The sequence below is a fragment of the Rhodanobacter sp. UC4438_H5 genome, assembly GCF_052978405.1.
Genome location: NZ_CM129672.1, coordinates 3,205,085 through 3,230,724, shown reverse-complemented (window position 1 = coordinate 3,230,724; position 25,640 = coordinate 3,205,085). Strand labels below are relative to the sequence as shown.

The 25,640-nt window shown below is 69.1% G+C and carries 23 protein-coding genes; 9 read left to right on the top strand and 14 right to left on the bottom strand.

Going from position 1 to position 25,640, the window contains the following annotated elements:
* The first annotated feature begins 21 nt into the window (after positions 1-21).
* From ACVCL9_RS14740 to ACVCL9_RS14725, 4 genes are all read left to right on the top strand, one after another.
* Positions 22-768 carry a polysaccharide deacetylase family protein gene (locus tag ACVCL9_RS14740; protein ID WP_447097556.1) on the top strand — a complete coding sequence of 249 codons (747 nt, stop codon included), beginning with the start codon at positions 22-24 and terminating at the stop codon, positions 766-768.
* Positions 765-1,910 (top strand): glycosyltransferase family 4 protein, encoded by a 1,146-nt coding sequence (locus ACVCL9_RS14735; protein WP_395120944.1) that lies wholly within the window; start codon positions 765-767, stop codon positions 1,908-1,910. Before ACVCL9_RS14740 ends, ACVCL9_RS14735 begins: the two co-directional genes overlap by 4 nt.
* A gap of 377 nt (positions 1,911-2,287) precedes the next feature.
* Complete coding sequence (locus ACVCL9_RS14730; protein ID WP_395120943.1) at positions 2,288-2,596, top strand: PepSY domain-containing protein; 309 nt, start codon at positions 2,288-2,290, stop codon at positions 2,594-2,596.
* A 209-nt stretch (positions 2,597-2,805) separates the two neighbouring features.
* Positions 2,806-3,996, top strand: coding sequence for a glycosyltransferase family 9 protein (locus ACVCL9_RS14725; protein WP_395120942.1), 1,191 nt, complete (start codon positions 2,806-2,808; stop codon positions 3,994-3,996).
* A 45-nt stretch (positions 3,997-4,041) separates the two neighbouring features.
* Here ACVCL9_RS14725 and ACVCL9_RS14720 read toward each other — a convergent pair whose 3' ends face one another.
* The 5 genes from ACVCL9_RS14720 to ACVCL9_RS14700 all read right to left on the bottom strand — a co-directional run bounded on the left by ACVCL9_RS14720 (position 4,042) and on the right by ACVCL9_RS14700 (position 11,320).
* Positions 4,042-5,079, bottom strand: coding sequence for a YncE family protein (locus ACVCL9_RS14720; protein ID WP_447097557.1), 1,038 nt, complete (start codon positions 5,077-5,079; stop codon positions 4,042-4,044).
* A 31-nt stretch (positions 5,080-5,110) separates the two neighbouring features.
* Positions 5,111-8,182 (bottom strand): efflux RND transporter permease subunit, encoded by a 3,072-nt coding sequence (locus ACVCL9_RS14715; protein WP_447097558.1) that lies wholly within the window; start codon positions 8,180-8,182, stop codon positions 5,111-5,113.
* Entirely contained in the window at positions 8,179-9,246 is a 1,068-nt protein-coding gene (locus tag ACVCL9_RS14710; RefSeq protein WP_447097559.1) for an efflux RND transporter periplasmic adaptor subunit, read from the bottom strand. The genes ACVCL9_RS14715 and ACVCL9_RS14710 overlap by 4 nt, the downstream gene beginning before the upstream one ends.
* Positions 9,243-10,631 carry a TolC family protein gene (locus ACVCL9_RS14705; protein ID WP_447101519.1) on the bottom strand — a complete coding sequence of 463 codons (1,389 nt, stop codon included), beginning with the start codon at positions 10,629-10,631 and terminating at the stop codon, positions 9,243-9,245. The genes ACVCL9_RS14710 and ACVCL9_RS14705 overlap by 4 nt, the downstream gene beginning before the upstream one ends.
* Positions 10,632-10,696: 65 nt before the next feature.
* Positions 10,697-11,320, bottom strand: coding sequence for a phosphatase PAP2 family protein (locus ACVCL9_RS14700; RefSeq protein ID WP_447097561.1), 624 nt, complete (start codon positions 11,318-11,320; stop codon positions 10,697-10,699).
* A 181-nt stretch (positions 11,321-11,501) separates the two neighbouring features.
* Between ACVCL9_RS14700 and ACVCL9_RS14695 the strand changes: the two genes are divergently transcribed.
* Together ACVCL9_RS14695 and ACVCL9_RS14690 are read left to right on the top strand one after the other, a co-directional pair.
* A complete protein-coding gene (locus ACVCL9_RS14695) occupies positions 11,502-12,203 on the top strand; it encodes an MtnX-like HAD-IB family phosphatase (protein ID WP_447097562.1) in 702 nt (233 codons plus the stop codon).
* Positions 12,204-12,249: 46 nt separating this feature from the next.
* A complete protein-coding gene (locus ACVCL9_RS14690; protein ID WP_447097563.1) occupies positions 12,250-13,653 on the top strand; it encodes an aspartate aminotransferase family protein in 1,404 nt (467 codons plus the stop codon).
* Positions 13,654-14,219: 566 nt separating this feature from the next.
* On the opposite strand, the gene ACVCL9_RS14685 is transcribed toward ACVCL9_RS14690, so the two are convergent.
* On the bottom strand, positions 14,220-16,883 hold the full coding sequence (locus ACVCL9_RS14685; protein WP_447097564.1) for an AAA family ATPase: 2,664 nt from the start codon (positions 16,881-16,883) through the stop codon (positions 14,220-14,222).
* A gap of 289 nt (positions 16,884-17,172) precedes the next feature.
* On the opposite strand from ACVCL9_RS14685, the gene ACVCL9_RS14680 reads away from it, so the two are divergent.
* Complete coding sequence (locus ACVCL9_RS14680) at positions 17,173-17,487, top strand: hypothetical protein (RefSeq protein ID WP_447097565.1); 315 nt, start codon at positions 17,173-17,175, stop codon at positions 17,485-17,487.
* 35 nt (positions 17,488-17,522) lie between these two features.
* On the opposite strand, the gene ACVCL9_RS14675 is transcribed toward ACVCL9_RS14680, so the two are convergent.
* On the bottom strand, positions 17,523-18,755 hold the full coding sequence (locus ACVCL9_RS14675) for a beta-ketoacyl-[acyl-carrier-protein] synthase family protein (protein WP_447097566.1): 1,233 nt from the start codon (positions 18,753-18,755) through the stop codon (positions 17,523-17,525).
* A complete protein-coding gene (locus tag ACVCL9_RS14670; RefSeq protein WP_136257697.1) occupies positions 18,755-19,027 on the bottom strand; it encodes an acyl carrier protein in 273 nt (90 codons plus the stop codon). Before ACVCL9_RS14670 ends, ACVCL9_RS14675 begins: the two co-directional genes overlap by 1 nt.
* 91 nt (positions 19,028-19,118) lie before the next feature.
* On the opposite strand from ACVCL9_RS14670, the gene ACVCL9_RS14665 reads away from it, so the two are divergent.
* Together ACVCL9_RS14665 and ACVCL9_RS14660 are read left to right on the top strand one after the other, a co-directional pair.
* Positions 19,119-20,183 carry a GNAT family N-acetyltransferase gene (locus ACVCL9_RS14665; RefSeq protein WP_447097567.1) on the top strand — a complete coding sequence of 355 codons (1,065 nt, stop codon included), beginning with the start codon at positions 19,119-19,121 and terminating at the stop codon, positions 20,181-20,183.
* Positions 20,176-21,057, top strand: coding sequence for a hypothetical protein (locus ACVCL9_RS14660; protein WP_447097568.1), 882 nt, complete (start codon positions 20,176-20,178; stop codon positions 21,055-21,057). The genes ACVCL9_RS14665 and ACVCL9_RS14660 overlap by 8 nt, the downstream gene beginning before the upstream one ends.
* A gap of 1 nt (position 21,058) precedes the next feature.
* Here the strand turns inward: ACVCL9_RS14660 and ACVCL9_RS14655 are convergent, their stop codons facing one another.
* The 6 genes from ACVCL9_RS14655 to ACVCL9_RS14630 form a co-directional block, all read right to left on the bottom strand.
* The gene (locus ACVCL9_RS14655) at positions 21,059-22,270 is read right to left on the bottom strand and encodes a DegT/DnrJ/EryC1/StrS family aminotransferase (RefSeq protein ID WP_447097569.1); all 1,212 of its coding nucleotides are present in this window, start codon (positions 22,268-22,270) and stop codon (positions 21,059-21,061) included.
* A gap of 20 nt (positions 22,271-22,290) precedes the next feature.
* On the bottom strand, positions 22,291-22,686 hold the full coding sequence (locus ACVCL9_RS14650) for an EamA family transporter (RefSeq protein WP_447097570.1): 396 nt from the start codon (positions 22,684-22,686) through the stop codon (positions 22,291-22,293).
* Positions 22,683-23,060, bottom strand: a complete 378-nt coding sequence (locus ACVCL9_RS14645) for an EamA family transporter (RefSeq protein WP_136257702.1) — start codon at positions 23,058-23,060, stop codon at positions 22,683-22,685. The genes ACVCL9_RS14650 and ACVCL9_RS14645 overlap by 4 nt, the downstream gene beginning before the upstream one ends.
* Before the next feature lie 2 nt (positions 23,061-23,062).
* On the bottom strand, positions 23,063-23,887 hold the full coding sequence (locus ACVCL9_RS14640) for an alpha/beta hydrolase (protein ID WP_136257703.1): 825 nt from the start codon (positions 23,885-23,887) through the stop codon (positions 23,063-23,065).
* A 65-nt stretch (positions 23,888-23,952) separates the two neighbouring features.
* Positions 23,953-24,897 carry an efflux RND transporter periplasmic adaptor subunit gene (locus ACVCL9_RS14635; RefSeq protein WP_447097571.1) on the bottom strand — a complete coding sequence of 315 codons (945 nt, stop codon included), beginning with the start codon at positions 24,895-24,897 and terminating at the stop codon, positions 23,953-23,955.
* A complete protein-coding gene (locus ACVCL9_RS14630; RefSeq protein WP_447097572.1) occupies positions 24,894-25,640 on the bottom strand; it encodes an ABC transporter ATP-binding protein in 747 nt (248 codons plus the stop codon). Before ACVCL9_RS14630 ends, ACVCL9_RS14635 begins: the two co-directional genes overlap by 4 nt.

Sequence of the window (25,640 nt, the reverse complement as noted above, 5' to 3'; positions counted from 1 at the left end):
CCCGGGTGCGGCGGAACAGGCATGGACAAGGCGGGAAAGGCGGGCGGCCAGATCGTGCCCGTGCTCATGTATCACAACATCGCGGCAACCCCCGCAGGCTTGCGCAGCTACCGCAGCCTGTATGTCAGCCCGGCCAGATTCGCGCGGCAGATGTGGCTGCTGCAGCAGCTGGGATACGCCGGCCTGTCGATGTCGGCGGCATTGCCGTACCTGCGCGGCGAACGCCGCGGACGGGTCGTCGCCATCACGCTGGACGACGGCTACGTCGACAACCTCGACGCGGCGCTGCCGGTGCTGCAGTCGTTCGGCTTCAGCGCCACGATCTACATGGTCAGCGGCAGCATCGGCCGCTTCAACACGTGGGACGCCGAACGGCTCGGCATCCGCAAGCCGCTGATGTCCGCCGCGGACATGCGCCGCTGGAACGACGCCGGCATGGAGATCGGCGCGCACACGCGCAGCCATCCGCGGCTCAGCCAATGTACGGACGCCGTCCTGCACGGCGAGATCCACGGCTGCAAGGCCGACCTGGAGGATCGCCTCGGCTGCGCGGTGACCCAGTTCTGCTACCCCTACGGCGACCTCGACGAGCGCGTGGTCGCGGTGGCCCGCGAAGCCGGCTACGCGGCGGCCACCACCACGCGCCGCGGGCGCGCCGTGGCCGGCGCCGACCTGTGGCGACTGCCGCGGATACAGGTGGCGCGGCACCACCTGCTGCCGCAGTTCGCGGCGCGCGTGCTGACCGGCTACGAGGATCGCCGCGCATGAAATTCCTGCTGGTCGGCACCAACCCGGAGCATACCGGCGCGGCCACCCATTTCGTCGCGCTGGCGCAGGCGCTGGCCGAGGCCGGCCACGAGGTCGGCGTGGTCACGGCCGCCGACGGACTGATCGAACAGCAGCTTGCCGACACCGCCGTGCAACTGCACCGCGCCACGTTCCGCAATGCGCTGGACCTGCGCGGCTTCGCCGCGGTGCTGCGCGCGGCGCGGCAGCTGCGGCCGCACTGGCTGGTCGGCAACTTCGGCAAGGAGTACTGGCCGCTGATCGTGATCGGCCGGCTGCTGCGCATCCCGGTCGTGCTGTTCCGCCACCGCGTGCCACCGATGAAGCGCGTCTCGGCCTGGCTGCTGCCGCGGCTGGCGCACCGCTTCTTCGCGGTGTCCCGCCACGCACGCCGCGCCTATCTCCAACGCGGCGTGCCGCCCGGCCTGGTGCAGGTGCTGTACAACCCGGTGAACATGGCGCTGTGCCGGCACGACCCGGTGCAGCGCAGCGCGATCCTGCGCAGCCTGGACATCTTCGGCGACCCCGTCGTGCTCGGCTACTGCGGCCGGATGCAGCGGGGCAAGGGCATCTTCACCCTGTTCGACGCCGCCACCGCGGCGATGGCGCAGCAGCCGCGACTGCATTGCCTGTGGCTGGGCGACGGCCCGGATGCACAGGCGCTGCGCGAGCGCGCCGCCGCGCATCCGCTGGGCAACCGCCACCATTTCCCGGGCTGGGTCAACGACATCCACCCGTACTACAGCGCCATGTCGATGCTGGCCTTTCCGTCCATCGCCCCGGAAACCTTCGGGCGCGTCTCGGTGGAGGCGCAGGCCGCCGGCCTGCCGGTGCTGGCCAGCGACATCGGCGGCATTCCGGAAACGCTGCAGCCGGGCGTCACCGGCGTGCTGCTGCCGCCCGGCGACGTCGAAGCGTGGCGTGCCGCCATCGTGGCGATGTGCGACCCGTCGCGCCGGCAGCCGATGGGCGTGGCGGCCGAGGCCTTCGTCCGCGAGCGCTTCAGCACCGGCGTGATCGCGGCCCGCTTCGTGCATCTGCTGACCGCCGCGAGCACCTCGAAGGCCGGCAGCACGGGCATCCCTCCGCATCGGCCTCGCGGAAGATGGCGACTGCCGGGTTGAGCAGGAACACCGCCGCATCCGGCCGGCACCAGGGATGCCCTGATCTAATCCGCGTACCCGTCACCGCGCTGTATGCGCGCAGCGGTTTGTCGCAGCGGCGACGGCAGACTGGCCGTCTGTCTAGACGCTGGGGCGAATCGCTGCGCGCATACAGTGCGGCCCCGACGCATTGAATCAAAAGATGGGGTGACGTCCAGAAGGCCCGCAGGCTGCGCCGCGTAGCTTGAACGGACGGCCAGTCTGCCCTGCGCCACGCAACACACCCTGCGGGCCTTCTGGACGTCATGCCGGGTGCGTGGAATAGATCAGAGCATCCCTAAGCGTCCACGAAGCTTGTTCGGCGACGCTGTCATTCCCCCATGACTGAAGGAATGAACATGCGCAACGTACTGGTTGTTTCCCTCGCGCTGGCCCTGCTGGCGGCCAGCGCCACCCTGCCGGCGCAAGCCACCCCGCCGGCGAATCTCAAGACGCAGGCGAAGATCGACATGAGTCATGCCCGCGACATCGCCCTGAAGGCGTATCCCGGCAAGATCGTCAAGGAGGAGCTGGAGCAGGAGCCCGGCGGCAGCGGCCTGCGCTACTCGTTCGACATCAGCTCCGCCAAGGCGACGCACGAGGTCGGCGTCGACGCAAAGACCGGCAAGGTGCTGGAGAACTCGCTGGAAGGCGCGGACAACGATTGAGGCATCCCTGACGACGCGCTGGAGCGGTCAACCGGAACCAGTCCGTGCGGCAGGCTGCGATGAGCGGCCGGGGTGCCTGCGGATTCATTCCGGACAACGGTGCGCGAAAGCGGGAATGACGGGCATCGGGGCACGGTTCGTGCGTTGCCTTAACCAGATCCTCACCGGTCGATAAGCGAGCTGAAAGCGACGTGCCTCATGCTGGCGTCATGACCATCACCGCTATCGTCCGCCAGTTCGTCGCCGCGCCGCCAACGGCCACCGGTTCGCTCAAGCGATCGCTCCCGAAAGACGCCTGGCGACGGGTTGCGGTGAGCTGGATGCTGCGCCGGATGTTCCACAAGGTGGGTGGTCAGTTATGCGCTCCGGGTGGCTTGCCGACCACCGGCATTCATCGGGTGCTGGTCTGCCGCCCGAATCACCGGCTGGGCAACAGTGTGCTGATCAGCCCGCTTATCGCGGAGATCGAGACGCTTTATCCGGGCGCGGAGATCGACATCCTCGGCAGCCACGCCACGGCCTGTCTGTACGCGAACCGGTTCAGTGTCCACGACGTTTTCGCGTTGCCGCAGAAGATCGCCCGGCACATCTGGTACTCCGCCGGGGTATTGCGCGCGCTGCGACGATGCCGCTACGACCTCGCCATCGACGCCTGCAACGGCTCGCAGTCGGGGCGGATCGCGCTGGCCATGGCGCAGGCCAGACACAAGCTGGGATTTCCGGATGCGCTGGTGAATCCCGCCTCCGCATGGCATGCGCTGACGTGGCCTGCCCACCTGGCCGACCGCGGCGTGTTCCTGCTGCGCCAGGCGTATGCCGGCACGATCGCCGCCGACTATCCCCGACTCAATCTCGACCTGACCACCGGCGAGAAGCAGGCGGCGGCCAAGACACTGGCGCGGGTCCGTGGCGAGGCAGGCGGGCACCGCGACATGACGGTGGCGATCTTCCCCAACGCCACCGGTGCCAAGTGCTACAGCGAGGACTGGTGGCGGCAGTTCGTGGACACGTTCCAGTCGCTGTGCCCGCAGGTGCAGCTGGTGGACATGCTGGCGGCGCATGGGCGCTCGCAGCTCGGCTCGCAACTGGCGCCGTACTACTCGCGCAACCTGCGCCGGATGGCCGCGATGATCTCCTGCATGGACGGCTTCATCAGCGCCGACTGCGGCGTCATGCACCTGGCCGCCGCCAGCGGCACGCCCACGCTGGGCCTGTTCTCGGTGACCGATCCGGCCAAGTACGGGCCGCATGGCGGCGCCAATGCCGCGCTGGATACCCGCGGCATGAATGCCGCGGCCGTGGCGGTCACCGCCGCGCGCTGGTGTGCGCGGTTGTCGTCGTCGCGCGCGATCAGCGAACCGGCCTCACCCTCCCTCGATCAGGCGCAACGTCACGCGTGAAGCCCGCACCGGGGGCGGGCCGGCATGGGCTGGTCGCCGCAACCGTCAAGGCTGCCCCACGGTCAGGACGGCGAAGCTGCCCGGCACGATCGTGTGCCGGCCATTCGGCTGCCGCGCGCTGCCGAAACGCGCGGCGGAGAGATAGAGCCGGTGCAGCTTCGGGTCCAGCGTCAGCGTGCGCGCGCTGACCTGGGTGGCGATGGTGGCGCTGACGCGATAGTGGTCCGCGTCGTCCTGGTGGATGGCGGTGACCGTGCCGCTTTCGCCGTTGGAGCTGTAGATCGTCGACGCGGCGGCGTCGAACACCACCGCATCCGGGCCGTCGCCGATCGGCACGCGGGCGACCTGGTGACCGTCGCGCGCATCGGTGACGACCATCAGCCGGTTGTCGCAGACCGAGAACAGCCGATGGTGCACGAGGTCGATGGCCAGCCCGCTGGGCGATTCGCACCCGGCCAGCGGCCATACGCGCAGCACCGTGTCGGCGGCGGTGTCGATCTCGACCAGCTCGGCCTTGTCCTCGATGTTGTCGTAGATGTGGCCGGCACCATCGGACACCGCGAACTCCGGCTTGCCGGGCAGCGCGATCGTGGCGATCACCGCGCCCTTGGCCGGGTCGATCACGCTGGCCGAATGACTCCTGCCATTGAAGGTCAGCACGTGATGCGAGGGGACGTCGTAGACGATGGCGTCGGGGTTCTCGCCGGTGCCGCCGATGGTCGCCAGCGGCTTGAACGTGCGCAGGTCGAACTCGGTGACCGAGGCGCTCCTGCCGTTGCTGGTGAAACCGCGCTGCAGGTCGTCGGCGATCGCGATGCCATGCACGCCGGGGGTATCGGCAACCGTGCCGATCTGCCGGTTCGCGTCGACATCGATCACCAGCACACGATCGCCGCGGCTGACGAACAGGTGCCGCGGCGCCGCGTCGAAACTGAGGTAATCCCAGCCGCCCGCGCCACCCAGCGGCAGAGTCGACAACAACCGCGGTACCGGGGCAGGCGATGCGGCACGGCCCGCCACCGGCGCGAGCAGCAAGGCCAGCGCGGCCGGCACGAGGGAGCGAAGCAGTCTTTGCGTTTGCATGGCAGTCACCTTGGCGTGGGGACGGAGAACATCAGCCTGCGGGCGCAGGTCCGTTTGCAGCGGGCGGCGTGTCGTGGCGACGCAGCAGCGCGTACAGCACCGGCATCACCAGCAGCACCAGCGGCAGCTGCAGCAGCATGCCGGCGATGATCGCCACCGCCAGCGGCTGCTGCATCTGCGAACCCTGGCCGAGCGCCAGCGCCAGCGGCAACAGGGTCAGGATCGCGGCAAGGGTCGACATCAGGATCGGCCGGCTGCGGTGCGTGCCGGCTTCGTGCAGGGCCTCGTGCAGGGCGACGCTGCGCTGCGCGTCCTCGAGTTCCGAGAAGTAGAAGATCGCCACCTCGGTGACGATGCCCACGATCATCGTCATGCCCATCATCGAGGAGATGTTCAGCTCGATGCCGGTCAGCCACAGCCCGGCAAACACCCCGGGCAGCGCCAGCAGCGGCATCGCCATGATCGCCAGCGCCGCGCGGAAACTCTCGTACAGGAACAGCAGCAGGGTGAACACCAGCGCGATCGCCGCCAGCATCACGATGGCCAGCCCGCGAAAAGCCTGCTGCTGCTGCTGGTAGACACCACCAAGCTGGTAGTACATGCCTTTCGGCAGAAGGCCCGGTCGGGCCAGCGCGTGCTTGACGTCGCCGATCACCGCGCCGAGGCTGCGCCCGCTGATGCGTCCGGTCACCGCCACCATGCGCTTGAGGTTGTCGCGGGTGACTTCCGGCTGGCCCTGCACCTGCTTGAGCGTCGCCACCTGCGCCAGTGGAAACAGATGGCCGTCCGCGGCGCGGATCGGCAGCGCCGCCACCTGGTCGAGCCGCTGGTGCGCGTCATCGGGCAGGCGCACGCGCACACCGACCACCTTGCCGTCCACCGGCAGCTGCGCGGCGACCGTGCCGTCGATGGCCGCCGCCACCTGGTCGGTGACCGCGACCGGGTCCAGCCCCTGCAGCGCGGCCCTGGCCGGATCGACCTGCACCGTCAGTGCATCGCCGGCGGGGTTGATGCCGTCGAGCACGCCGACCACACCGGGGATCTTGCCGATCGCCGCGGCGACTTTCGCGGCGGTGGCGTCCAGTTGCTTCTCGTCGTCGCCGTACAGCTGCACCTCGATCGGCTGCGGCACCGCCACCAGGTCGCCGATCAGGTCCTCCATCAATTGCGCCAGGTCGATGTCCAGCCCCGGCACCCGCGCCTCGACCGCCGTGCGCACCTGCGCCATCACCTCTTCGGTTGAAGGTCGCGAACCGTTCTTCAGGCGCACGAAGAAGTCGCCCTGGTTCGCCTCGGTGAGACCGCCGCCCAGTTGCAGGCCGGTGCGCCGCGAATAGGTGTCGACCCAGGGGTTGGCGCGGATGATCGTCTCGACCTGGTTGAGCAGGCGGTTGGTTTCCTCCAGCGAGGTGCCGGGTTTGGACAGGTAGTCGAGGATGAAACCGCCCTCGTCCATTTTCGGCATGAAGCCGGTACCGACCCGGGTGTACGCGAAGCCGCCGAGCGCAATCAGCGGCACGAGCAGCAGCAACACCAGCGCGGGGCGTCGCAGCCAGCGCGCCAGCAGCTTGTGATAGCCGTCCATCATCCGCGTGGTGAAGCGCGAGCGCGGACGCTCGGCGAGATGGCGCTGGTCGAGCAGGCGTTCGGCCAGCAGCGGCACCGCCACCCAGGTCAGCAGCCAGGAAATGATCAGCGCGCTGGCCATGGTCAGCGACAGCGCCTTGAAGAACGCGCCGGTGACGCCGGTAAGGAAGGCCAGCGGCAGGAAGATCACCACGGTGGCGGCGCTGGAACCGGTCAGCGGGCGGGTGAACTCCCGTGCCGCGCCGGCAATGCGATCGTGCAGATGCCCTTCGCCCTGGTGCAGCCGGCGGGTAATGTGCTCGAGCATCACGATGACGTCGTCGATGATCAGCCCGACCGCCGCGGCCATGCCGCCCAGGGTCATCATGTTGAAGCTCATGCCGAGCACGCGCAGCAGCAGCACGGTGATCGCCAGCACGGCGGGCACCACGATCAGCGCGATCAGGATCATCCGCGTATTGCGCAGGAACACGAACAGCACAAGCCCGGCCAGCACGATGCCGATCAGGATCGCGTCGCGCACGCTGCTGGCCGCGCCGGTGACCAGTTGGGTCTGGTCGTACCAGTTGGCCACCGTCACCCCCGCCGGCATCTGCGGCGCGAACCCGGCGAGGCGCTGCCTCACGTCGCTGGCGATCTGCACGCTGTTGCCGGCCGGCTGCTGGTAGACCTGCAGCAGTACCGCGTCCTGGCCGTCGGCATTGACCCGGATCCACTGCGGCACGTGGCTCAGGCTGACCCGCGCCACGTCGCCCAGCCGCACCACGCCACCCGGGCCGGCGCGCAACACGATGTTGCGCAGCGTGGCGAGCGTCTTCGGCTGGTTGTCGGCCAGCAGCAGGTAGAGCTTGTAGTGGTCGGCGACGCGGCCCATCGCCTGGATCGTGGCGGCGTGGCTCACCGCGGCCGACACCTCGGCCAGGCTCAGATCCAGCGCGCGCAGCTTGCCCGGATCGACGTCGGCGTGGAACTCGGCCACCTCGCCGCCCTGCACGTCGACGTGGGCGACGCCGTTGATGCCGCTCAGCAGCGGGCGCAACTGGTACTGCGCCAGATCATGCAGCGCACTGGGCGACAGCGTGTGCGAACGCAGGCTGTAGGCCAGCACCGGGAAGGTGGTCGGGTCCATCCGGCGCGAAGCGATCTGCGTGCCTGCCGGCAGCTGCGGCAACACCTGGCTCACCGCACCGTTGACCTCCTGCAGCGCGCCGGCCATGTCCGCGCCCCAGTCGAAGCTGATCGCGATATCCGCACTGCCGCGGCTGGTGGTGGAGCGCACGTCGCGCACGCCGCGCACCCGGCGCACCGCCTCCTCCACCGGCGTGGTCACCTCGATCGCCATCTGGTCGGCCGGGCGGTCGCCCGCATCCAGGGTCAGCTGCACCCGCGGGAACGACACGTTCGGGAACAGCGCCACCGGCATCAGGAACGCGCTGGCGACGCCGCCGAGTGCCAGCATCAGCGCCAGGAACAGCAGCGAACGACGATGCTGCTGCATCCATGCGGTGAGGCTCACTTGACCGACTCCCGCACCGCGTCGCCGTCGTCGAGTTCGTACACGCCGAGCACGATCACCTTCGCCTTCGGATCGAGCGGCCCGGCCACGCCCACCGGATCGCCCTGCGCGCTGCGCACTGTCACGTCGACCCGTTTGGCATGGCCATGCTCGACCTGGAACAGATAGTCGCCGCGCGCGTCATGCAGCACGGCGGCGCGCGGCACCGACCACGCGGTGAAATCGGTGGTGCGGATCTGCGCTTGCAGCGGCGCGCCCGCCACCAGGCTGGCGCCGGCGGCGGCCGGCAGCTCGACCTGGGCATCGAGCAGATGGCTCTGCGGGTTGATCGACTGGCCGACCATGCGCAGCGTGCCGGCGAACGTCTGCGTGCCGTACACCGCACGCAGCTGCACCGCCATGCCGGGCTGCAGGCGCGGGCCATCGTCCGGCTGCACGCCCAGCAGCGCGAGCAGCGCATGCGTCGGGGTGAAATCGAGCAGGGGCGCATTGGCGGCGATCCGCTCGCCCAGGCCGACCCGCAGCGCGGTGACCACGCCGGCGGCCGGCGCCTCGACGGTTTCGCTGGCCGCGCCGCCGCCGAGCGCGCGCTGTGCGTCCAGCGTCGCCTGCGCATCGGCCAGCGCCTTGCGCGCCGCGGCCAGCTGCGATTGCGTGGCCAGCCGCTGCGCCGCCAGTCGTTCGGTGCGCTTGAGTTCGCCGGCGGCGAGCGTCAGCGCGCTCTGCGCCTGCTGCCAGGCGCTGCGCGCGACCGGGTCCGGGGTGATCGTCAGCAAGGGCGCGCCGCGCTCCACCGCCTGTCCCGCCGATGCATGCAATGCCGTGATCTGGCCGCCTTGCGCCAGGCTGATCGTGCGTGCGCGCTGCGGATCGCCGGCGGCGCTGCCCCAGGCTTCGATGGTGTCGTGAAACGTCGTCTGCACAGGCATGGCGGTGGTGACCGCGACGACACCGCCGGCGGGCGCGGCGGCCTCGTCGTCATCCGGGGCCGCGTTGCCGCAAGCCGACAACAGGCCGGCCAGCAGGAGGACGCCCAGCACAGGCAGGATGACGAAGCGATTCATGGCGTGGCAGCCTGGGTGGCATCGGGATGGGCGGCAACGAGGTCGGTGTTGCCGAGCAGGGCATCCAGCGCGATCGACTGCCGGGCGCGTTCCTGGCGCACGGCCAGCAGGTCGAGGTCGGCTGCGAGCGCGCTGGCGCGAATCGCGAGGTAAGTCGGCCAGTCCAGCGTGCCGGCCTGCCAGGCGCGTTCGGCCGACGCGCCGGCCAGGTCGAGCTGCCTCGCATGCGCGTCCAGCCCGGTGAGTTGCCGGTCGAGCGTGGCCAGGTCGCGGGTGATGCGCTGCATGTCGCTGCGTGTGGCCAGCACGCGCGCCGCATAGTCGTCATGCAGTTGCTGGCGCGTCGCCCGCTCGATCGCGATGTTGCCGCGGTTGCGATCGAACAACGGCAGGGTGATGCCGATGCTCAGCCCGTTGGTGTACACCGCGCTGGTGTCGCGTGCCGTGTTGAAGCCGATGTTCAGCGCGGGGAACTGGGCCAGGATCGCACTGCGCAGCCTGGCCTGCTGCGACTGGTAGCCGGCCTGCAGGGCCAGCAGGTCCGGTCGCCGCCGCGGCAGGTCGTCGAGCGCCGCTTGCACCTGCGACGGCGTGGGCTGATCGAGCCAGGGCGCGCCGACCAGGTCGAGCTTCACCGCGGGTGCCAGGCCGAGCAGCTGATGCAGGTCGCCTTGTGCCTGGTGCAGCGCGATCGCCGTCTCGGCCAGCCGCTTGCGCACGTCGGCCTGCGTATTGAGCCCGGCGCTGGCACTGTCGTAGGTGAGGTTGCCCGCGTCCAGCGCGGCGCGGATGTAGGTATCCACCGTCGCCACGGCCTCCTGCTCGCGCTCGAGTCGCGCCTGCTGCGCGCGCAGGTTCAGCACCTGGTCGAACAGCAGCCGCGCCTGCGCCACCGTCTGCCACTCGGCCCACAGCAGGTCGAGGTTGACCTGGTTGACCTGGTCGCGCGCGGCGGCGCGGCGCGAGGAGCGCGTCAGCAAGGCACCGATGTCTTCGCTGAGGCCGAGGCTGTAGGCGGTGACGAAGCCGGCGCCGGAATGGCGCGGAACATCCGCCGACACCGCCAACTGCGGATCGGGCAGCAGCCCGGCGGCGAACGCCTGCGCCCGCGCGACGCCCAGCTCGTCGCGCTTGAGTCGCAGCTGCGGACTGTTGGCCACCGCCAGCATCGCCACCTCGGTGACATCCAGGCCATCGGCCGGATCGAACCGGTGTGTCGACCACGCGGGCAGCGGCATCTCCGCGGTCGGCGCGCTGAGCCGGGCCACGCCGGACGCACCGGCGCCGCCGTCCAGCGGCAGGTCGGTGTAGGTAGCGCAGCCCCCCACGCCGAGCAGCGTGGCGAGCATCAGACCGATCCATCCGCCGTGGTTGCGCCCGATCATGGACGCCACGATAGCGCGCCACGAGTGCGCAGTCGGAGCCCCGGTGACGGATTGCGTCCCTCGCATCACTTGAAATGATGGATGAAGCCGACCTGGAAGCCGCCGGGCAGCCAGCCGATGATCAGCGGCGAATCCCGATGCGCGGCCCACAGGCCCACGCCGGTGCCGATCGCCGCGCCCACCAGGACATCGCTCTGCCAGTGGCCGTGCGTCTTCACCCGCGCCACGGCGTCGTAGACCGGCAGCAGGGCCAGTGCGTAGACCGCGGGATGGTCGTGGCCGTAGTTCACCATGAACGGCGTGACGGCCGCCGAGATCGCCGCCACCTCGCCGCTGGGAAAACTCTGCGCGTGCGTGCCGGCAAACCAGCGGTTCGGGTCGCTGGTCTGCGAAGGGCGTTCACGCTGGAAGGTGAGCTTCAACCCCTCGCTGGCCACCGCGGTCACCGCGAGCGCGTCCACCGAGCGCCAGAAGGTGTCGCCCAGCTTGTCGTGGTCGCCGAAGGCCAGCGCACCGCCGACCACCGTGGCGACCGTGCCGTAGACCAGCGCGTTCTGGTCCGTGCGGTTCCAGATGCCGCGGTTGTCGTAGTGGAGGCGATGGTCGATGCCCAGCAGGCCACTCGCGGCCATCGCACCGGTCGAGGCGAGCAAGGCAAGGCACAGCAGCAGGAACGATGGCGCACGCATGGTCCTCTCCCCGACCAGGCAAGTCGGCTGGTCCGTGCCTTGCCACGCTACGCGGGCCAGCTTTCCTTTTGCTTACGGATGCGCCGATTTGCGCGGGCGCCGGCCGCGCCAGGCGACGGAAAGGCGATGGAAAGGCAGGCTGCCTAAGCTGCCGCCCCATCGTTGCCGACGTGAGTTCGTGATGCCCGTTTCCGGCTGGACCATCCTGTGCGATTTCGACGGCACCATTTCCGTCGAGGACGTGATCGACTCGCTGCTCGATCGCTTCGGCCGCCCCGGCTGGGAAGTGCTGGAGCAGGACTGGCGCGCCGGCCGGATCGGTTCGCGCGAATGCATGGCCGGCCAGGTCGCGCTGCTGCAGATGAGCCGCGCCGAACTGGACACGCACCTGGCCGGGATGTGGATCGACCACGCGTTCCCCGGCTTCGTGGCGAAGGCGCACGAACTGGGCGCGCCGATCCGCGTGGTCAGCGACGGCCTCGATGTCGCGATCCGGCAGATTCTCGCCCGCTACGGCCTGGACGACCTGCCGCTGGCGGCGAACCACCTGGCGCCGGCCACGCCGCCGCAACAGTGGCAGCTCACCTCGCCGTTCCAGGCCGACGGCTGCCGCAGCGGCACCTGCAAGTGCGCCTGCGTGGCGCAGGCCCGCGCGGGCGGCGCGAAGACGCTGCTGATCGGCGATGGCGCCTCGGATTTCTGCGCCGCCGACCGCGTCGACTTCGTGTTCGCCAAGCACCGCCTGATCGAGCACTGCCGCGCCGCCGGCATCCCCTACGTGCCGATCACCGGCTTCGAGGATGCGCTCGACCTGCTGCCGCAGCTGCTGGACGGCAGCCTGTCCGGCCAGCCCGCCACCCCTGCGCCGGCGACCACGGCCTGACCGGCCGGCCCGCGCGATCCACTCCTTTACCGACCCCGGACTTCCGATGAATGTTTTCGACAAGAACGCTGCCGTCGTGATCGACGACGCCCAGCTGCTCGCCGACGAGGCGAAATACAGCTCCTTCGGCGACACCGTGCACTACGTCGACCCGCCGAAGATCTTCCGCAGCTGCGAAGGCAGCTACATGTTCGACAGCGCCGGCGTGCCGTTCCTCGACCTGCAGATGTGGTACTCGGCGGTCAACTTCGGCTACGGCAACAAGCGCCTCAACAACGTGCTGAAGCAGCAGATCGACCTGCTGCCGCAGGTGGCCAGCCAGTACCTGCACCAGAGCCGCATCGAGCTGGCCAAGGCGGTGGCGCTGGACGCGAAGAAGAAGTTCGGCCTGGACGGGCGCGTGCATTTCAACGTCGGCGGCGCGCAGGCGATCGAGGACTCGCTGAAGATCGTGCGCAACGCGCGCAACGGCAAGAGCCTGATGTTCGCCTTCGAGGGCGGCTACCACGGTCGCACCCTGGGCGCCTCGTCGATCACCTCCAGCTACCGCTACCGCCGCCGCTTCGGCCACTTCGGCGAGCGCGCGATGTTCCTGCCGTTCCCGTACCCGTTCCGCCGCCCCAAGGGCATGACGGCCGAAGAATATTCCGACAGCTGCGTGCACCAGTTCGCGCGCCTGTTCGAGACCGAATACAACGGCGTGTGGGACCCCAAGACCAACCAGTGCGAATACGCCGCGTTCTACGTCGAGCCGATCCAGGGCACCGGCGGCTACGTCGTCCCGCCGATGGGTTTCTTCAAGGGCCTGAAGAAGGTGCTCGACCAGTACGGCATCCTGCTGGTGTCCGACGAAATCCAGATGGGCTTCTGGCGCACCGGCAAGCTGTGGTCGATCGAGCACTTCGGCGTGACGCCCGACATCGTGGTGTTCGGCAAGGCGCTCACCAATGGCTTGAACCCGCTGTCCGGCCTGTGGGCGCGCGAGGAACTGATCAACCCCACCATCTTCCCGCCCGGCTCCACCCACTCCACCTTCAACTCCAACCCGCTCGGCACCTCGCTCGGCCTCGAAGTCATCAAGATGGGCTACGAGCTGGACTACGAGACCAGCGTGCCGAAGAAAGGCGCGCACTTCCTCGCCGGCCTGCGCGAGCTGCAGAAAAAGCACAAGGAAATCGGCGACGTCGACGGCCTCGGCCTGGCGCTGCGCGCCGAGATCTGCACCGACGACGGCTTCACCCCGAACAAGGCGCTGCTCGACAGAATGGTCGACATCGGCCTCGCCGGCGACCTCACCCACAACGGCAAGAAGATCGGCCTCGTGCTCGACGTGGGCGGCTGGTACAAGAACGTGATCACCTTCGCGCCGTCGCTCGACATCACGCACGAGGAGATCGATCTGGCGATCGCGCTGCTGGATCAGTTGCTGACGAAGGCCAAGAAGGGCTGATTTGCGCGGCGTGGATCAAAGGCTCGGCAGGTGGCTGCCGGGCCTTTTTCATGCCCGCGACTTCTCCCTCTCGCCGTCATGCCGGCGAAGGCAAGCATCGCACCCTCACATCCGTCATGCCTACGAAGGCAGGCATCGCACTTCGCCCGTCAACGAATACCTTTGTAGGAGCCTGCCCGCGGGCGATGCTCTTGCTTATGTGTGCTATTCGAGAGAGAGAGAGAAAGCCAGAGCTTCAAAAGCAAGAGCTTTCGTGCGCCTACGGCGCCCGAGTTACTTCTCTTTTGCGTGCCCAAAAGAGAAGTAACCAAGAGAAAACGGCACCCCGCGGCGGCGCTTTCCGTCCATCCCTGGCCGGAAAGTCCGTGAGCCGTGGCCGGGCTTTTCGAGCGGGCTCCTGCCCGCGCGAAAAGGCGTTGCCATCCCTGGCAACGCCCGCTACGCGGCCTGATCGTCCCCGCCTCACCGCCGCCGAGGGGACCCGAAAAAGCAGGCGCGCATCCTGCGCGCCAGAAGCCAAAGCACCGCAAGCTTGAGGGTATTCGTCCCTGACACCTTTTCTACAATCACCGATTTGGTCGGAGCTCCAGCGCGTCAACGTTGCTGAGGACGGCGAGGACGGTCTCGACATGGACCATGTCGAAATCGTCCCGGTTTGGCTCTTCGTGTGCGCCCTTGTTGAGGAGCGTCCAAACCAAGTTGTCCTCCGGGATGCCCAGGATCGTGTTCAGGTTCTCGAGCAGCGGCGCCTTACTATCGTGGGCGAAGGTCCGCGCGTCCATCAGCTTCCTGCGCAGCGCCGTGCACAGGCCATATAGCTGTGGCTCTTTGCCGGGCCCTTCGATTTGCACCGAAATGTTGCCCACCCGATGCGATTCGAGCCACTTCCAAGCTTTGTGGGTGAGCATCTCCAGTGATTTGCGCGCGAATGAGAGCGCGTCGCGAGCGTTGAAGCGTTCGTCGATGGCTTCCCTTGCGCGCGCCAGATAATTTTGAGTCCCCGGAGGGTTTACGCGTGGCTGATAGTCGCCGCGGTGGTGCAGCAGCACGTACTGGTGGCAGTCGTCTCGGAGATCCCGCGGCAAGTGGTTCTCGATATCCTTGACGAACTCGGGGCTGTGACAGGTGAGGATGATCTGCGTCTGCCGAAAGCGCTCCGACTCGAAAATCGCCGCGCGGATGCCGCTGCGATGGTCGTGGTCGATCGCATTGATTGCGTCATCGAAGATGATGAGCGGAGCGCCCACAGCCTCAGCCTTCGCCAATAGGATCGCGAGGCCCAGACAGCGGATGTGCCCCTCGCTCAAAGCGGCTAGCGCGTTCACTCGCTGCTGGGGGTTACCGCGAAAGGCGATGTCAATGATGCCGTCGCCGGTGAGCGGCAGGCGGAGGTCAGCTAGCTTGTCCTCGCCGCGGTCCCAGTGGTTGAACTCGTTGTATAGCGCCATGGTCGAAGCGTTCAGGTCCGCCATAAGCATGCCGGGAAGCTGCTCGCGAAAGCGTCCAAGCAGACCGTAAAAGCTGTCATAGGCCTCTTTGATAGGCCGGTCGCGCGCGTTGGCCTGCTCTTCCTCACTCGCGCGCCTGATCAGGTCGGCGTTCGCTTCTTCCCATTGCGTGATGCGGCCTCGGGCCTGCGCGGCGTTCTCCATGACCTGGCTGCGGCGACCGTCGTGTTCCGCTATCCAGACGCGGGCTTCGTTCAATCGCGTCTGCTCTGCCATGTCTTCGTCGCGCCGTTGCAATGCCTCGCGTGTGCGCTCGTCGCGCGCAGCGGCTTGATCGGCCACGACCAAAATCTGCTCGAGCGATGGCGTCGCGCCGGTCTCGTCGGTCTCCGGCGAGTACACAGCTATCCACCAATCGAGAGCGTCGGGGCTGCGAGGTAGGGCGTGCAGGTAGGCCCCGACCAGTGTGTCCGCCCTGCCTTCGCTCACCAGGAACTCTTCGAGATTGCGAAGGCCGGTTTGCAGGGCGCGGCTTGCCTCGCCTGCTGCGCGCCGCAGACTATCGTGGTCAGCTTCGAGTCTCGCGAGCTCTTCCAGTTCGCGCAAGCCCGCGTCGGCCCGCTCGAACGGGTTGCTCGCCACTTCGGCGATTGGCGTCAGGCACGCCGGGCAGCGATCCTCGCGCTCTGCGCGCAGAGCCTGCACTGCGGCGAAGAGCCGTCGGAAAGAGACTTGGCTGCGTTGCTCGTCGAGACTGCGTTGCGAGGTTGCCAAGTTCTCCACGCCAACATCCGCTTTGGCGAATAAGTCGGCAACAATCCGGCGCGAGCAATTCGTGACTGCTGGTATCAGCGAGCGTAGCTTCGTGTCGAGCTCCTGCAGGCGACTGGGCGTCTCCTCGCTTCCGAACACCAACAGCATGAGATTGTTATAGGTGAGGTTCTCGGCGACGCCTGTGGCGTAGTCGGCCGCGGCTTCATCAAGGGCGCGGAGCTGCTCCACCTCGCCGTCGCGCGTCAGTTCGTCGGCCCGAAGGGCTTGCCTGCGACCGGCTAGCTGTGCCTGCGTCTCGGTGGTGAGCGTGAGCGCGGCGTCCATCGACTCATTGAAGTGCGAGGCGAAGTTGTTGAACTGCTCCATTCCGAACAGAGTCGCGATCAGGTCGGTCTTGCGCCCAGGAGACGTCGCGGCTATCCGCGAGAAGTTATCGATCCGGTTCTTTTCGACGAAGAAGAAGCGGAACGCGTCCTCGTCGGCGGCGACCCGGACCTCACCGCCTTCAGCATCGGTAGCTGTGAGGTTGGGGTTGGCGAAGCGACCGGCGTGGATGTTGGCAAGGTATTCACGCTGCTCGATCCGCTTCGAGCCTGCCTCTTCTACGGCTCCGCACAGCGCGTATTCGAGCGCCTCGCACAAACTGCTCTTTCCGCTGCCGTTCGGCCCGTAGCAGAGGGTGACTCGTTTGCTCAGATCGAAGGCCTGGGGCTCGCGAAAGCCGCGAAACGGCCCTAGGGTTAGGGAGCGCAGCCGAAGCCATGGCCATTGCCCTTGGGCGGTCGCGTCGGGGAGATCTGGAAGATCCGCGCTCGTGGTCGCGAGGTGTTGGCGGGCCAAGCGCGCCAGGAGTTGAGAACGGTTGTTGCGCTGCCTGGCCATCGCGGCCACAGCATCGAAGTTCGCCAGCGTCAGGTTGGCCATCCTGCGCGAACTCTCAGGGGCAAGGCGCCCGGGGTCGTTCAACCAGCGCACAAAGCGTTCAAAATCCTGTCTTGCGGTGCCCATCCTGCCCCCCTGCACGCGGCCACGTTGCTGTGATGCGGCTTGGAGCATAGCGCGCTACGCAACATCGGCAGCTTTCCCAATGTTCGCTCCGGGTCGTAAGCGGTCAATCAGCAACGGACTCTGCAACTCTTGCCTCATGAAGGAACATAACAATCCGCGCGCGGCGCTGTGGCTTTGCTCCGGCTCTTTCTGAAAGTGCGGGCCAGGATGGCCCGCTGCTCTACCGGGGCCCCTGTGCGGCGGTGAGTCGGGGTCGACAGGCCGCGCAGCGGGCATCGGCAGGATGCCGATGCCTTTTCGCCAGCACATGGATGTGCTGTCGAAAAGCCCGGCCCCGGCTCACGGACTTGCCGCCCATGGATGGGCGGCAAGCGCCAAGCGGGGTGGCCTTTCTCTTTGGTTACTTTCTCTTTGGCCACGCAAAGAGAAAGTAACTCGGCTGCCGAAGGCAGACGAAAGCTCTTGCTCTGAGATGCTGGCAAGCGAGAAAAAGCATCGCGCGCAAGCGCGCTCCTACAAGGGCACGCGTCGTCTTGCGCGAGGGCTGAAGTGCGATTCCTGCCTGACCAGCCTTCGGCTGTTGAAAAGCGTCTCGCAGGAATGACGAGCAGGGAGGCGGGCTTGCTTGAGGCGCCCCGCTCAGGGCGCCCGCTTCAACGCCAACACCGCGTTCAACCCCCCGAACGCAAACGAATTGCTGAGCACCGCCCGCACCGGCATCTCGCGCGCCACGTTCGGCACATAGTCGAGATCGCAGGCCGGATCGGCCTGGTCCAGGTTGGCGGTGGGCGGCACCACGCTGTCGCGCAGCGCGCCGATGGCGGCGACCAGTTCCAGCGCGCCGGAGGCGCCCAGCGCGTGGCCGTGCATCGACTTGGTGGAGGACACCGCGAGGCGGTCCGCGTGCGCGCCGAAGGCGAGGCGGATGGCGCGGGTTTCGGTGACGTCGTTGGCCGAGGTGCCGGTGCCGTGGGCGTTGATGTAGTCCACGTCGGCGGGGTTGAGTTCGGCTTCGTCCAGCGCCTGGCGCATCGCGCTTGCGGCGCCTTCGGCGCTGGGCATCACGATGTCGCTGGCGTCGGCGGTCATGCCGCTGCCGGCGAGTTCGGCGAGGATGGTGGCGCCACGGGCCTGCGCATGTTCCATGGATTCCAGCACGAAGATGGCGGCGCCTTCGCCGAGCACCAGGCCGTGCCGGTTCGCGCTGAACGGGCGGCAGGTGTCGTCGGCCAGCACGCGCATCGCCTCCCACGCGCGCAGCGCGCCATAGGTGAGGCAGGCCTCGGTGCCGCCGGTCACGGCGGCGTCGGCCATGCCGCAGCGGATCATCTGCGCGGCCTGGATGATGGCGTGGTTGGCCGAGGCGCAGGCGCTGGCCACGGCGAAGGTGGGGCCGCGCAAACCGTAGGCGATGCTGATCTGGCTGGCCGAGGCGTTGGTCATCAGCCGCACGATGGTGAGCGGATGCGCGCGCTGCGCGTTCTCGCCGTACAGGCGCCGGCTCTGCTCGTCCTGGGTGGTCTCGCCGCCGACGCCGGTGCCGACGACCACCGCGGTGCGCAGGCCGAGCCCGTGATTCGCGAACTCCAGCCCGGATTGCGCCACCGCCTCGCGCGCCGCGTGCAGCGCGAATTCCGAGGTGCGGTCGAGCGTGGGCAGGATGCGTTCGTCGAGATTGGCCGCCGGGTCGAAGCTGGCCGGTACCTGCGCGGCGACCTTCACGCGCAGCCGTTCGGCGTCGGGGTGGCGCAGCGGGCCGATCGCGCTGCGCCCTTCGCGCAAGCCTTGCCACAGCGCCGCGGCGCCGACGCCGAGCGGGCTGATCGCGCCCATGCCGGTGATCGCCACGCGGCGCAGCGGCAGGCCTTGCATCAGGCGGCTCCTTCACCGGCGCCGGCCCTGTCGGCCAGCGCCTTGTCCACCGCGTCGACCAGGCTCTGTGCGGTGTCGCGGTCGAAGTTGGCGCCCTGCTGGTCGGGGAAGTTGATGTTGAAGTGCTCCTCGATGTCGAAGATCAACTCGATCGCCTCCAGCGAGGCGATGCCCAGGTCCTTCAGGGTGGAGTCGGGTTTCACGTTGGCGACGTCGGTCTTGGCCTGTTTGGCGATGATCTCGAACACTTGCTGCTGGGTGGTGGCATTCATGGCATGTCCCGGGTGGCAGGCGGCAATGGAAGGCTGGCGCAAGGTGGCTGACGCAAGCTGACGGCCCCAGTCTAGGCACGCTCGCTTACTCATGCCTTTCATTGCGCAACTGGAGCCGGACGCGCTGCTGGCGGCGTTCACGGCCGAACCGCCGGCCGGTTTCGCGGTGGACCGCTCGCCGCAGGGCATGCCGGCCTTCGTGGCGCCGTTCGACCTGCTGACCACCGCCGACGACGCGCTGCGCCGCCGCGTGGCCGCGCTGCCGCTGTACCGCCACTGGCGGGCGCTGCTGCGCTGGCGCACGCGCTTCGCCGGCAGCACCGTGACGGAGTACGCGCCGTTGCCGCCGGGGGTTGCGCCCGCGGCGCTGGCGCAGGGACTGAAGGCCGCCTTCGGGCGCCAGTGCCGGCTGCTGATCGTGAAGGACATCGCGCACGACTCGCCCTTGCTCGGCGACGCCGACAACGCGTATGCGCACGCCTTCGCCGGCGCCTGCGCGGCCGCGGGTTTCGTGCTGCTGGAGGGCCAGGCGCTGGCCTGGGTGCCGATCGACTTCGACTCGGAGGACGAGTACCTGGCGCGCCTGTCGCACGGCCGGCGGAAGAACATCCGGCGCAAGTTGCGTGCGCGGGCCGCCCTGGAGGTCGAGGCGGTGCCGACCGGCGACGCGCGCTTTCGCGACGAGGCGACGCTGGCGGCGTTCCACGCGCTGTTCGACAACGTCTACGCGCAAAGCACGATCCACTTCGACCGGCCCACCGCGGCCTTCTTCCGCACCCTGCTGCAGGATGCCGCCAGCGGCGGCGTGGTGTTCGTCTACCGTCACGGGGGCGCGATGATCGGCTGGAACCTCTGCTACGAACACGCCGGCAAGCTGATCGACAAGTACGTCGGTTTTGCCTATCCGCAGGCGCGCGAGCACAACCTGTACTTCGTCAGCTGGATGCACAACCTGGAGCACGCGCGCCGGCGCGGGCTGACGCATTACGTGGCCGGCTGGACCGATCCGGAAGTGAAAGCCTTTCTCGGCGCGCGGATGAGCTTCACCCGCCACGCGGTGTACGCGCGCAACCCGCTGCTGCGCGCCTTGCTGCGTCGCCTCGGCGGTCATTTCGAAAGCGACCGCCAGTGGCAGGAGGCGAGTGCCGATGAGTGAGCTTTCGAACCAGCCGATCGTGCTGGACATCGACCACTCCGTCGGCCCCCTGCGCGACCGGCTGGTGCTGCCGCTGGAACGCTGGCAGGAGTCGATCCGCTTCGGCTGTTCGCTGGCGACGATGCGGCGCTTCGCGCGCGTGCTCGACGAGCTGCTGCCGACGAGCCACGGCACCGTGTTCACCGGCAGCGGCGACTTCCACCACCTGAGCTGGCCGCTGATCGCGCGCCTGCGCGGCAACGCGCCGTTCCAAGTGGTGGTGCTGGACAACCACCCGGACAACATGCGCTTCCCGTTCGGCGTCCATTGCGGTTCGTGGGTGCGCCGCGTGGCGCTGCTGCCGCAGGTGAGCCACGTGCACGTGCTCGGCATCACCTCCGCCGACATCGGCGCCGGGCATGCGTGGGAGAACTACCTGACGCCATTGCGGCGCGGCAAGCTGAGCTACTGGAGCATCGGCGTGGATACCGGCTGGTCGCGGCGACTCGGCCTGGCGCCGGCGTTCCATGGCTTCGACACGGCGGAGGCCATGCTCGATGCCTTCGTCGAAAGCCAGCGTACCCAGACGCTGCCGAGTTACCTGTCGATCGACAAGGACGTGTTCGCGCCCGAGGTGGCGCGCACGAACTGGGACCAGGGCCGGCTGCAACTCGACCACGCGCTGGCGCTGGTCGGCAGCCTGCGTCGCGGCCTGGTCGGCAGCGACATCAACGGCGAGATCTCGCACTACCACTATCGCAGTTGGTGGAAGCGCAAGCTCTCCGCGATGGACGCGCAGCCGGCAGTCGACATCGCCCGCCTTGCCGACTGGCAGGCGCAGCAGCACGCGCTGAACCTGGAGCTGCTGGCCGCGATCGCGGCGCGCACTGGTTGAGTCAGCGCAGCACCGCTTCCAGCACGCGGCAGATCGCCTCGATATCCGCGTCCGTCGTCCACGGGCTGTTGCCGACGGTGAGGCTGCGCGCGGCGAAGTCGCGCGCGTGCGGCACGTCGGCGGCGGGAACCACGCCGGCGAGGTAGGGGTAGTCGGGCAGGGCGTGGATGAACAGGCGGCTGACGCCGAGGCCGCTTTGCCACAGTTGCGCCAGCGCGGCGTCGCGGCGGCGCTGGTCGGGCAGCAGCAGCACGAAGAACGGCCAGGTGCCGCGGGCGTGGGGCGGGTCATCCAGCACCTGCACGCCGGGGATGTCGCGCAGTCGCGACAGCCGGCGTTGCGCCTGCGCGGCGGTGTGCGCCAGGAACGCCGGCAGGCGCGTAGCGGCATGCGCGCCCAGCGCCTGCCGCCAGCGGCCGACGCGATGCAGCGGTATCGTCAGCGGAAAATCGTCGCCCACCGCGGCGACCGCGTCGCCGCGGCGCAACGCGCGACGCAGCGGGTTGCCATAGGCCATGCGCAGCCCCCACGGCCGGTACAGCACGGCGTAGCCGAGCAGTTCGAGGCGCCGCCGCCCTTCCCAGCCGGCATGGGGCGGCACGCGGTTCGCCGCCCGCGCCAGCTTCTCGCGCAGCACGGGATCGCGCGCGACAAGCAGGCCGCCTTCGTAGATCGACAGACCCTTGCCGGCGGCCAGGCTGAAGAAGCCCACGTCACCGGCCAGGCCCACGCTGGCGCCGTCCGCCCGGCGCGCACCCAGCGCCTGTGCGGCGTCCTCGATCACGTAGGCGCCGACCTCGTTCGCGACGGCGAGCGCGGCGTCGACATCGGCGACGCGGCCGGCGAGATGGGTCGGCACGATCGCCAGCGTGCGTTCGTCGCAGGCGGCACGCAGCGCGGCCGGGTCCAGGTCATGGTGGCCGGGCGCGAGATCGCACAATTGCAGTTCCAGTCCCGCCTGCCGCACGGCGATCGCCACCAGCGGACAGGTGAAGGCCGGCACCACCACGCGACGGCGTTGCGGCTGCAGTTCCCGCAGCGTGGCCAGCGCAAGCAGAAGTGCGGCGGTGCCGGAGCAGGTCAGTGCCAGCGGCGGCAAGCCCAGCAGCGCGGCGACGTCGGCGGCCAGCGTCGGCGCACCGGGACGCAGGTCGGCCAGCTGCAGCGGCAGGCCGGCGGTGGGCGGCAATTCGTGGCGGCGGCGGGGCAGCATGGGCAGCGCGTGGCCTGCGTTCAGATGACGGCCGCTTCCGGCGCGTGCTCGCGGCTCTCGGCCAGCCCGAGGCAGGCGATGCCGGCGATGATCGCGATCGCGCCAAGCACGCGGGCGGCGGTGAGGTGTTCGTCGAACAGCCACACCGACAGCAGCATCACCGAGACCACCTCCAGGTGCGAGGCGGCGAAAGCCGGACCGATCGGCGCGTGTTTCAGCAGCGCCATCCAGGTGAAGAACGCACCGACGTAGCCGACCACCGCGCCGTACACCCACGGCTGGCCGAACACGCGCAGCAGCCACGCCAGGCTCGCCTCCACCGGCAGCGCCTGGGTGCCGGCATACTTGAAGCTGATCTGCGCGAGGGTGTCGAAGCCCATCAGCAGCAGGAAGCCGAACAGGTAGAAGCGCTTCATGCGCCCAGTCCCACGATCGCCACGCCCAGCGTGACCAGCGCGATGCCGGCCACGCGCAGCCGGGTGAGTCTTTCGCCGAACAGGAAGCGCCCGGCCAGCATGATCGCCACGATGTTGATCGAGCCGAGCAGCACGCCCTCGGACAGCGGGATCAGCGAGAGGAAGGCGATCCACACCAGGAACTCGGCCACGTAGCTGCCGATGCCGAGCCACAGCCACGGCCGCGACGCCATGTACTTCCAGCGCGCCAGGCCGTCGCCGGCCGTCGGGTCGCCCGCTGCCGCCTTGAACGCCAGCTGGCCGCCGGTGTCAAGCACGATGTTGAGCAGCCAGAGACTGGCAACGAGGGGGGAGATGGCGCCCGCTGCCGGCATGGTCAGGCCGCCGCGCGCGATGCGGCGATGCCGTCGAAGAACGCCGCCGAACGCTCGATCAGGGTGCGCCGCTGCTTGTCGATGGTGATCATGTGGTAGCTGTCGTCGAGCAGCAGCAGCTCGGTCGGCGCGCTGACCGCACGCACCACCAGCTCGGCGTTCTTCGGGCTGGCGACGTCGTCGTCGCTGGCGTGGGCGACCAGGCACGGCGCGGTCACCTGCGGCAGCTGGCGGCGCACGCTGGCGGCCAGGCCGTACATCTCCGCCAGCGAGTACCACGGGTTGCCAGGCAGCCCGGCGGCGGCGCTGTCGCCGCCGAGCATCGCCGCGCTGACCTGGGCGCGCAGGCGCTCGTCGCGGATGCCGTAGGGCGGCTGCTCCATGAAGCTGCGGCCGCGGCCGATGCCCAGTTTCTTCAGCAGCGGCAGCATGAACGACAGCCGCGCCAGCGGCGGAATGCTCCAGCCGTCGTAGCGGAAGGTGGCGCCGTACACGCCCACGCCGGCGACCTGCCCCGGACGATCGGCGGCCAGTTTCAACGCCAGCAGCGCGCCCATCGACAGGCCGCCGACGAACAGCTGATCGACCTTGCCGAGCAGATCGTCGGCGGCCTGCTGCACGCTGGCGTACCAGTCGTGCCAGCCGGTGGCGAGCAGGTCGTCGGCGCTGCCGCAATGCCCGGCCAGCTGCATGCCGTGCACGGTGAAGCCGGCGCGGTTCAGGCCCTTGCCGAGCAGCTTCATTTCCATCGGCGTGCCGGTGAGGCCGTGGATCAGCAGCACGCCGCGGCGGCCACCCTCGAGGAAGAAGTCGGTTTGCTGGATCACGCGCAGGCCTGGCGGGACGGAATCGTGGCGGTTTGCCGCCAGCATGATCGCCGGGCGCGGTTTCCTCAGTCTTTCGCCGCACCGGCGGGCTTGTCGAAACGCACCACCACGCGCTGGCCGATGCGCAGCGACGAGGGCTGGTCGAAGGTCAGCACGCACTCCACGGTGCGTGCGTTGGCGCGCACCTGCGGGTCGTTCTCCAGCGTGGCCGGGCCGTACACCTGGCCGATGCGCAGCACGTGCGCGGCCCAGTGGCTTCCGTCGCGATCGCTGTCGGCGCTGACCTCGGCCGGCATGCCGGGGTGGACCGCGCCGACGAAGCTGTCGTTGAGCTCGGCGCGCACGATGCGCGGCTTGTCCGGCAGCAGGGTGAACAGCGCGCCGGAGCCCGGCGACACGCTCGCCCCGGGCTGCGCCGCCACGTGCACCACCTGGGCGTCGAACGGGGCGTGCAGGCTGCGCTGCTGCAACTCATAGCGGGCCTCCTGCAGCTTCTGCGTGGCGATGTCCTGCGCGGCGCGCGCGGCCAGTTGCTCGGCGTCGAGCTGGGCCGCCGCCTCGCGCGCATCGTCGGCGCTCTGGCCGTCGCCGGCGCCGGCAGCCGCGGCGGCGGCCAGGCGCTGCGCGCGCTGCCGCGCCGCCTGCTGCTTGACGCCGAGCAGCTTGAGCTGTGCCTGCGCCTGCTCCAGTTGCGCCTGTGCGGCGTCCACCGCCAGCTGCGCAGGGTGCGCATCAAGTGCAGCCAGCAACTGGCCCCGCTTCACGCGGTCGCCCTCGTGCGCCGCCACCGTGGCGAGCACGCCTTCGCGCGGCATCGACAACGCCAGCAGGCCACCCTCGATGTCGATCCGGCCACGCGCCACCGCGGCGTAACGGGCGACCGGTGCGGCGGCGCCGACCGGTGCGTCGCCCGGCTGCGAGCAGCCGCCGAGCAGCCCGGCGACGCCCAGCGCGAGGATGCCAAACCGGAGCGCGCGGCGGTGCGGGGAATGCGGTGCGAGCGAGGTCATGGGGCGGGTTCCTGGGAATCGATGGCCGGTGCCGCGGGGCGCCGGTCGCTGAGGATGCGGCCGTCCTCCATCGCCAGCACGCGGTCGGCGTGGACGACCAGCCGCGGGTCGTGGCTGACGCACAGCACGGTGGTGCCGTGGGCGTGCGCGATGCGATGCAGGATGTCGATGATGACCTGGCCGTTGGCGGCATCCAGCGCGCTGGTCGGCTCGTCGGCGAACAGCAGCTCCGGCTGCTTGGCCAATGCGCGGGCGATCGCCACGCGCTGCTTCTCGCCGCCGGACAGTTCGGACGGACGCAGCCGCATGCGATGCGCCAGCCCGACCTCCTCCAGCGATTGCCGCGCGCGCCGGCGCGCCTCGTCGCGCGACAGGCCCATGTGGTTCAGCGGCAGCTCGACCTGCTCGAACGCATTCAACGCGGGGAACAGGTTGAAGCCCTGGAACACGAAGCCGGTGTGCTGCAGGCGGAAGCGCTCCAGCGCGCGCAGGTCGAGCTGGCCCAGCTCGCTGCCGAGCGCGCGCACGCGGCCGCCGTCCACCTTCTGCAGGCCGCTGAGCACCGCCAGCAAGGTGCTCTTGCCGCAGCCGGACGGGCCGGAGATCAACGTGAGTTCGCCGGCGTGGATGCTCAGCGACAAGCCGTCCAGCACCTGCGTGCGCTGGTTGCCGGAGACGAACGCCTTGCTGACGTTGTCGGCCTGCAGCGACGGCACGCGCGCGGTTTCGGTGGTGGCGGGCAT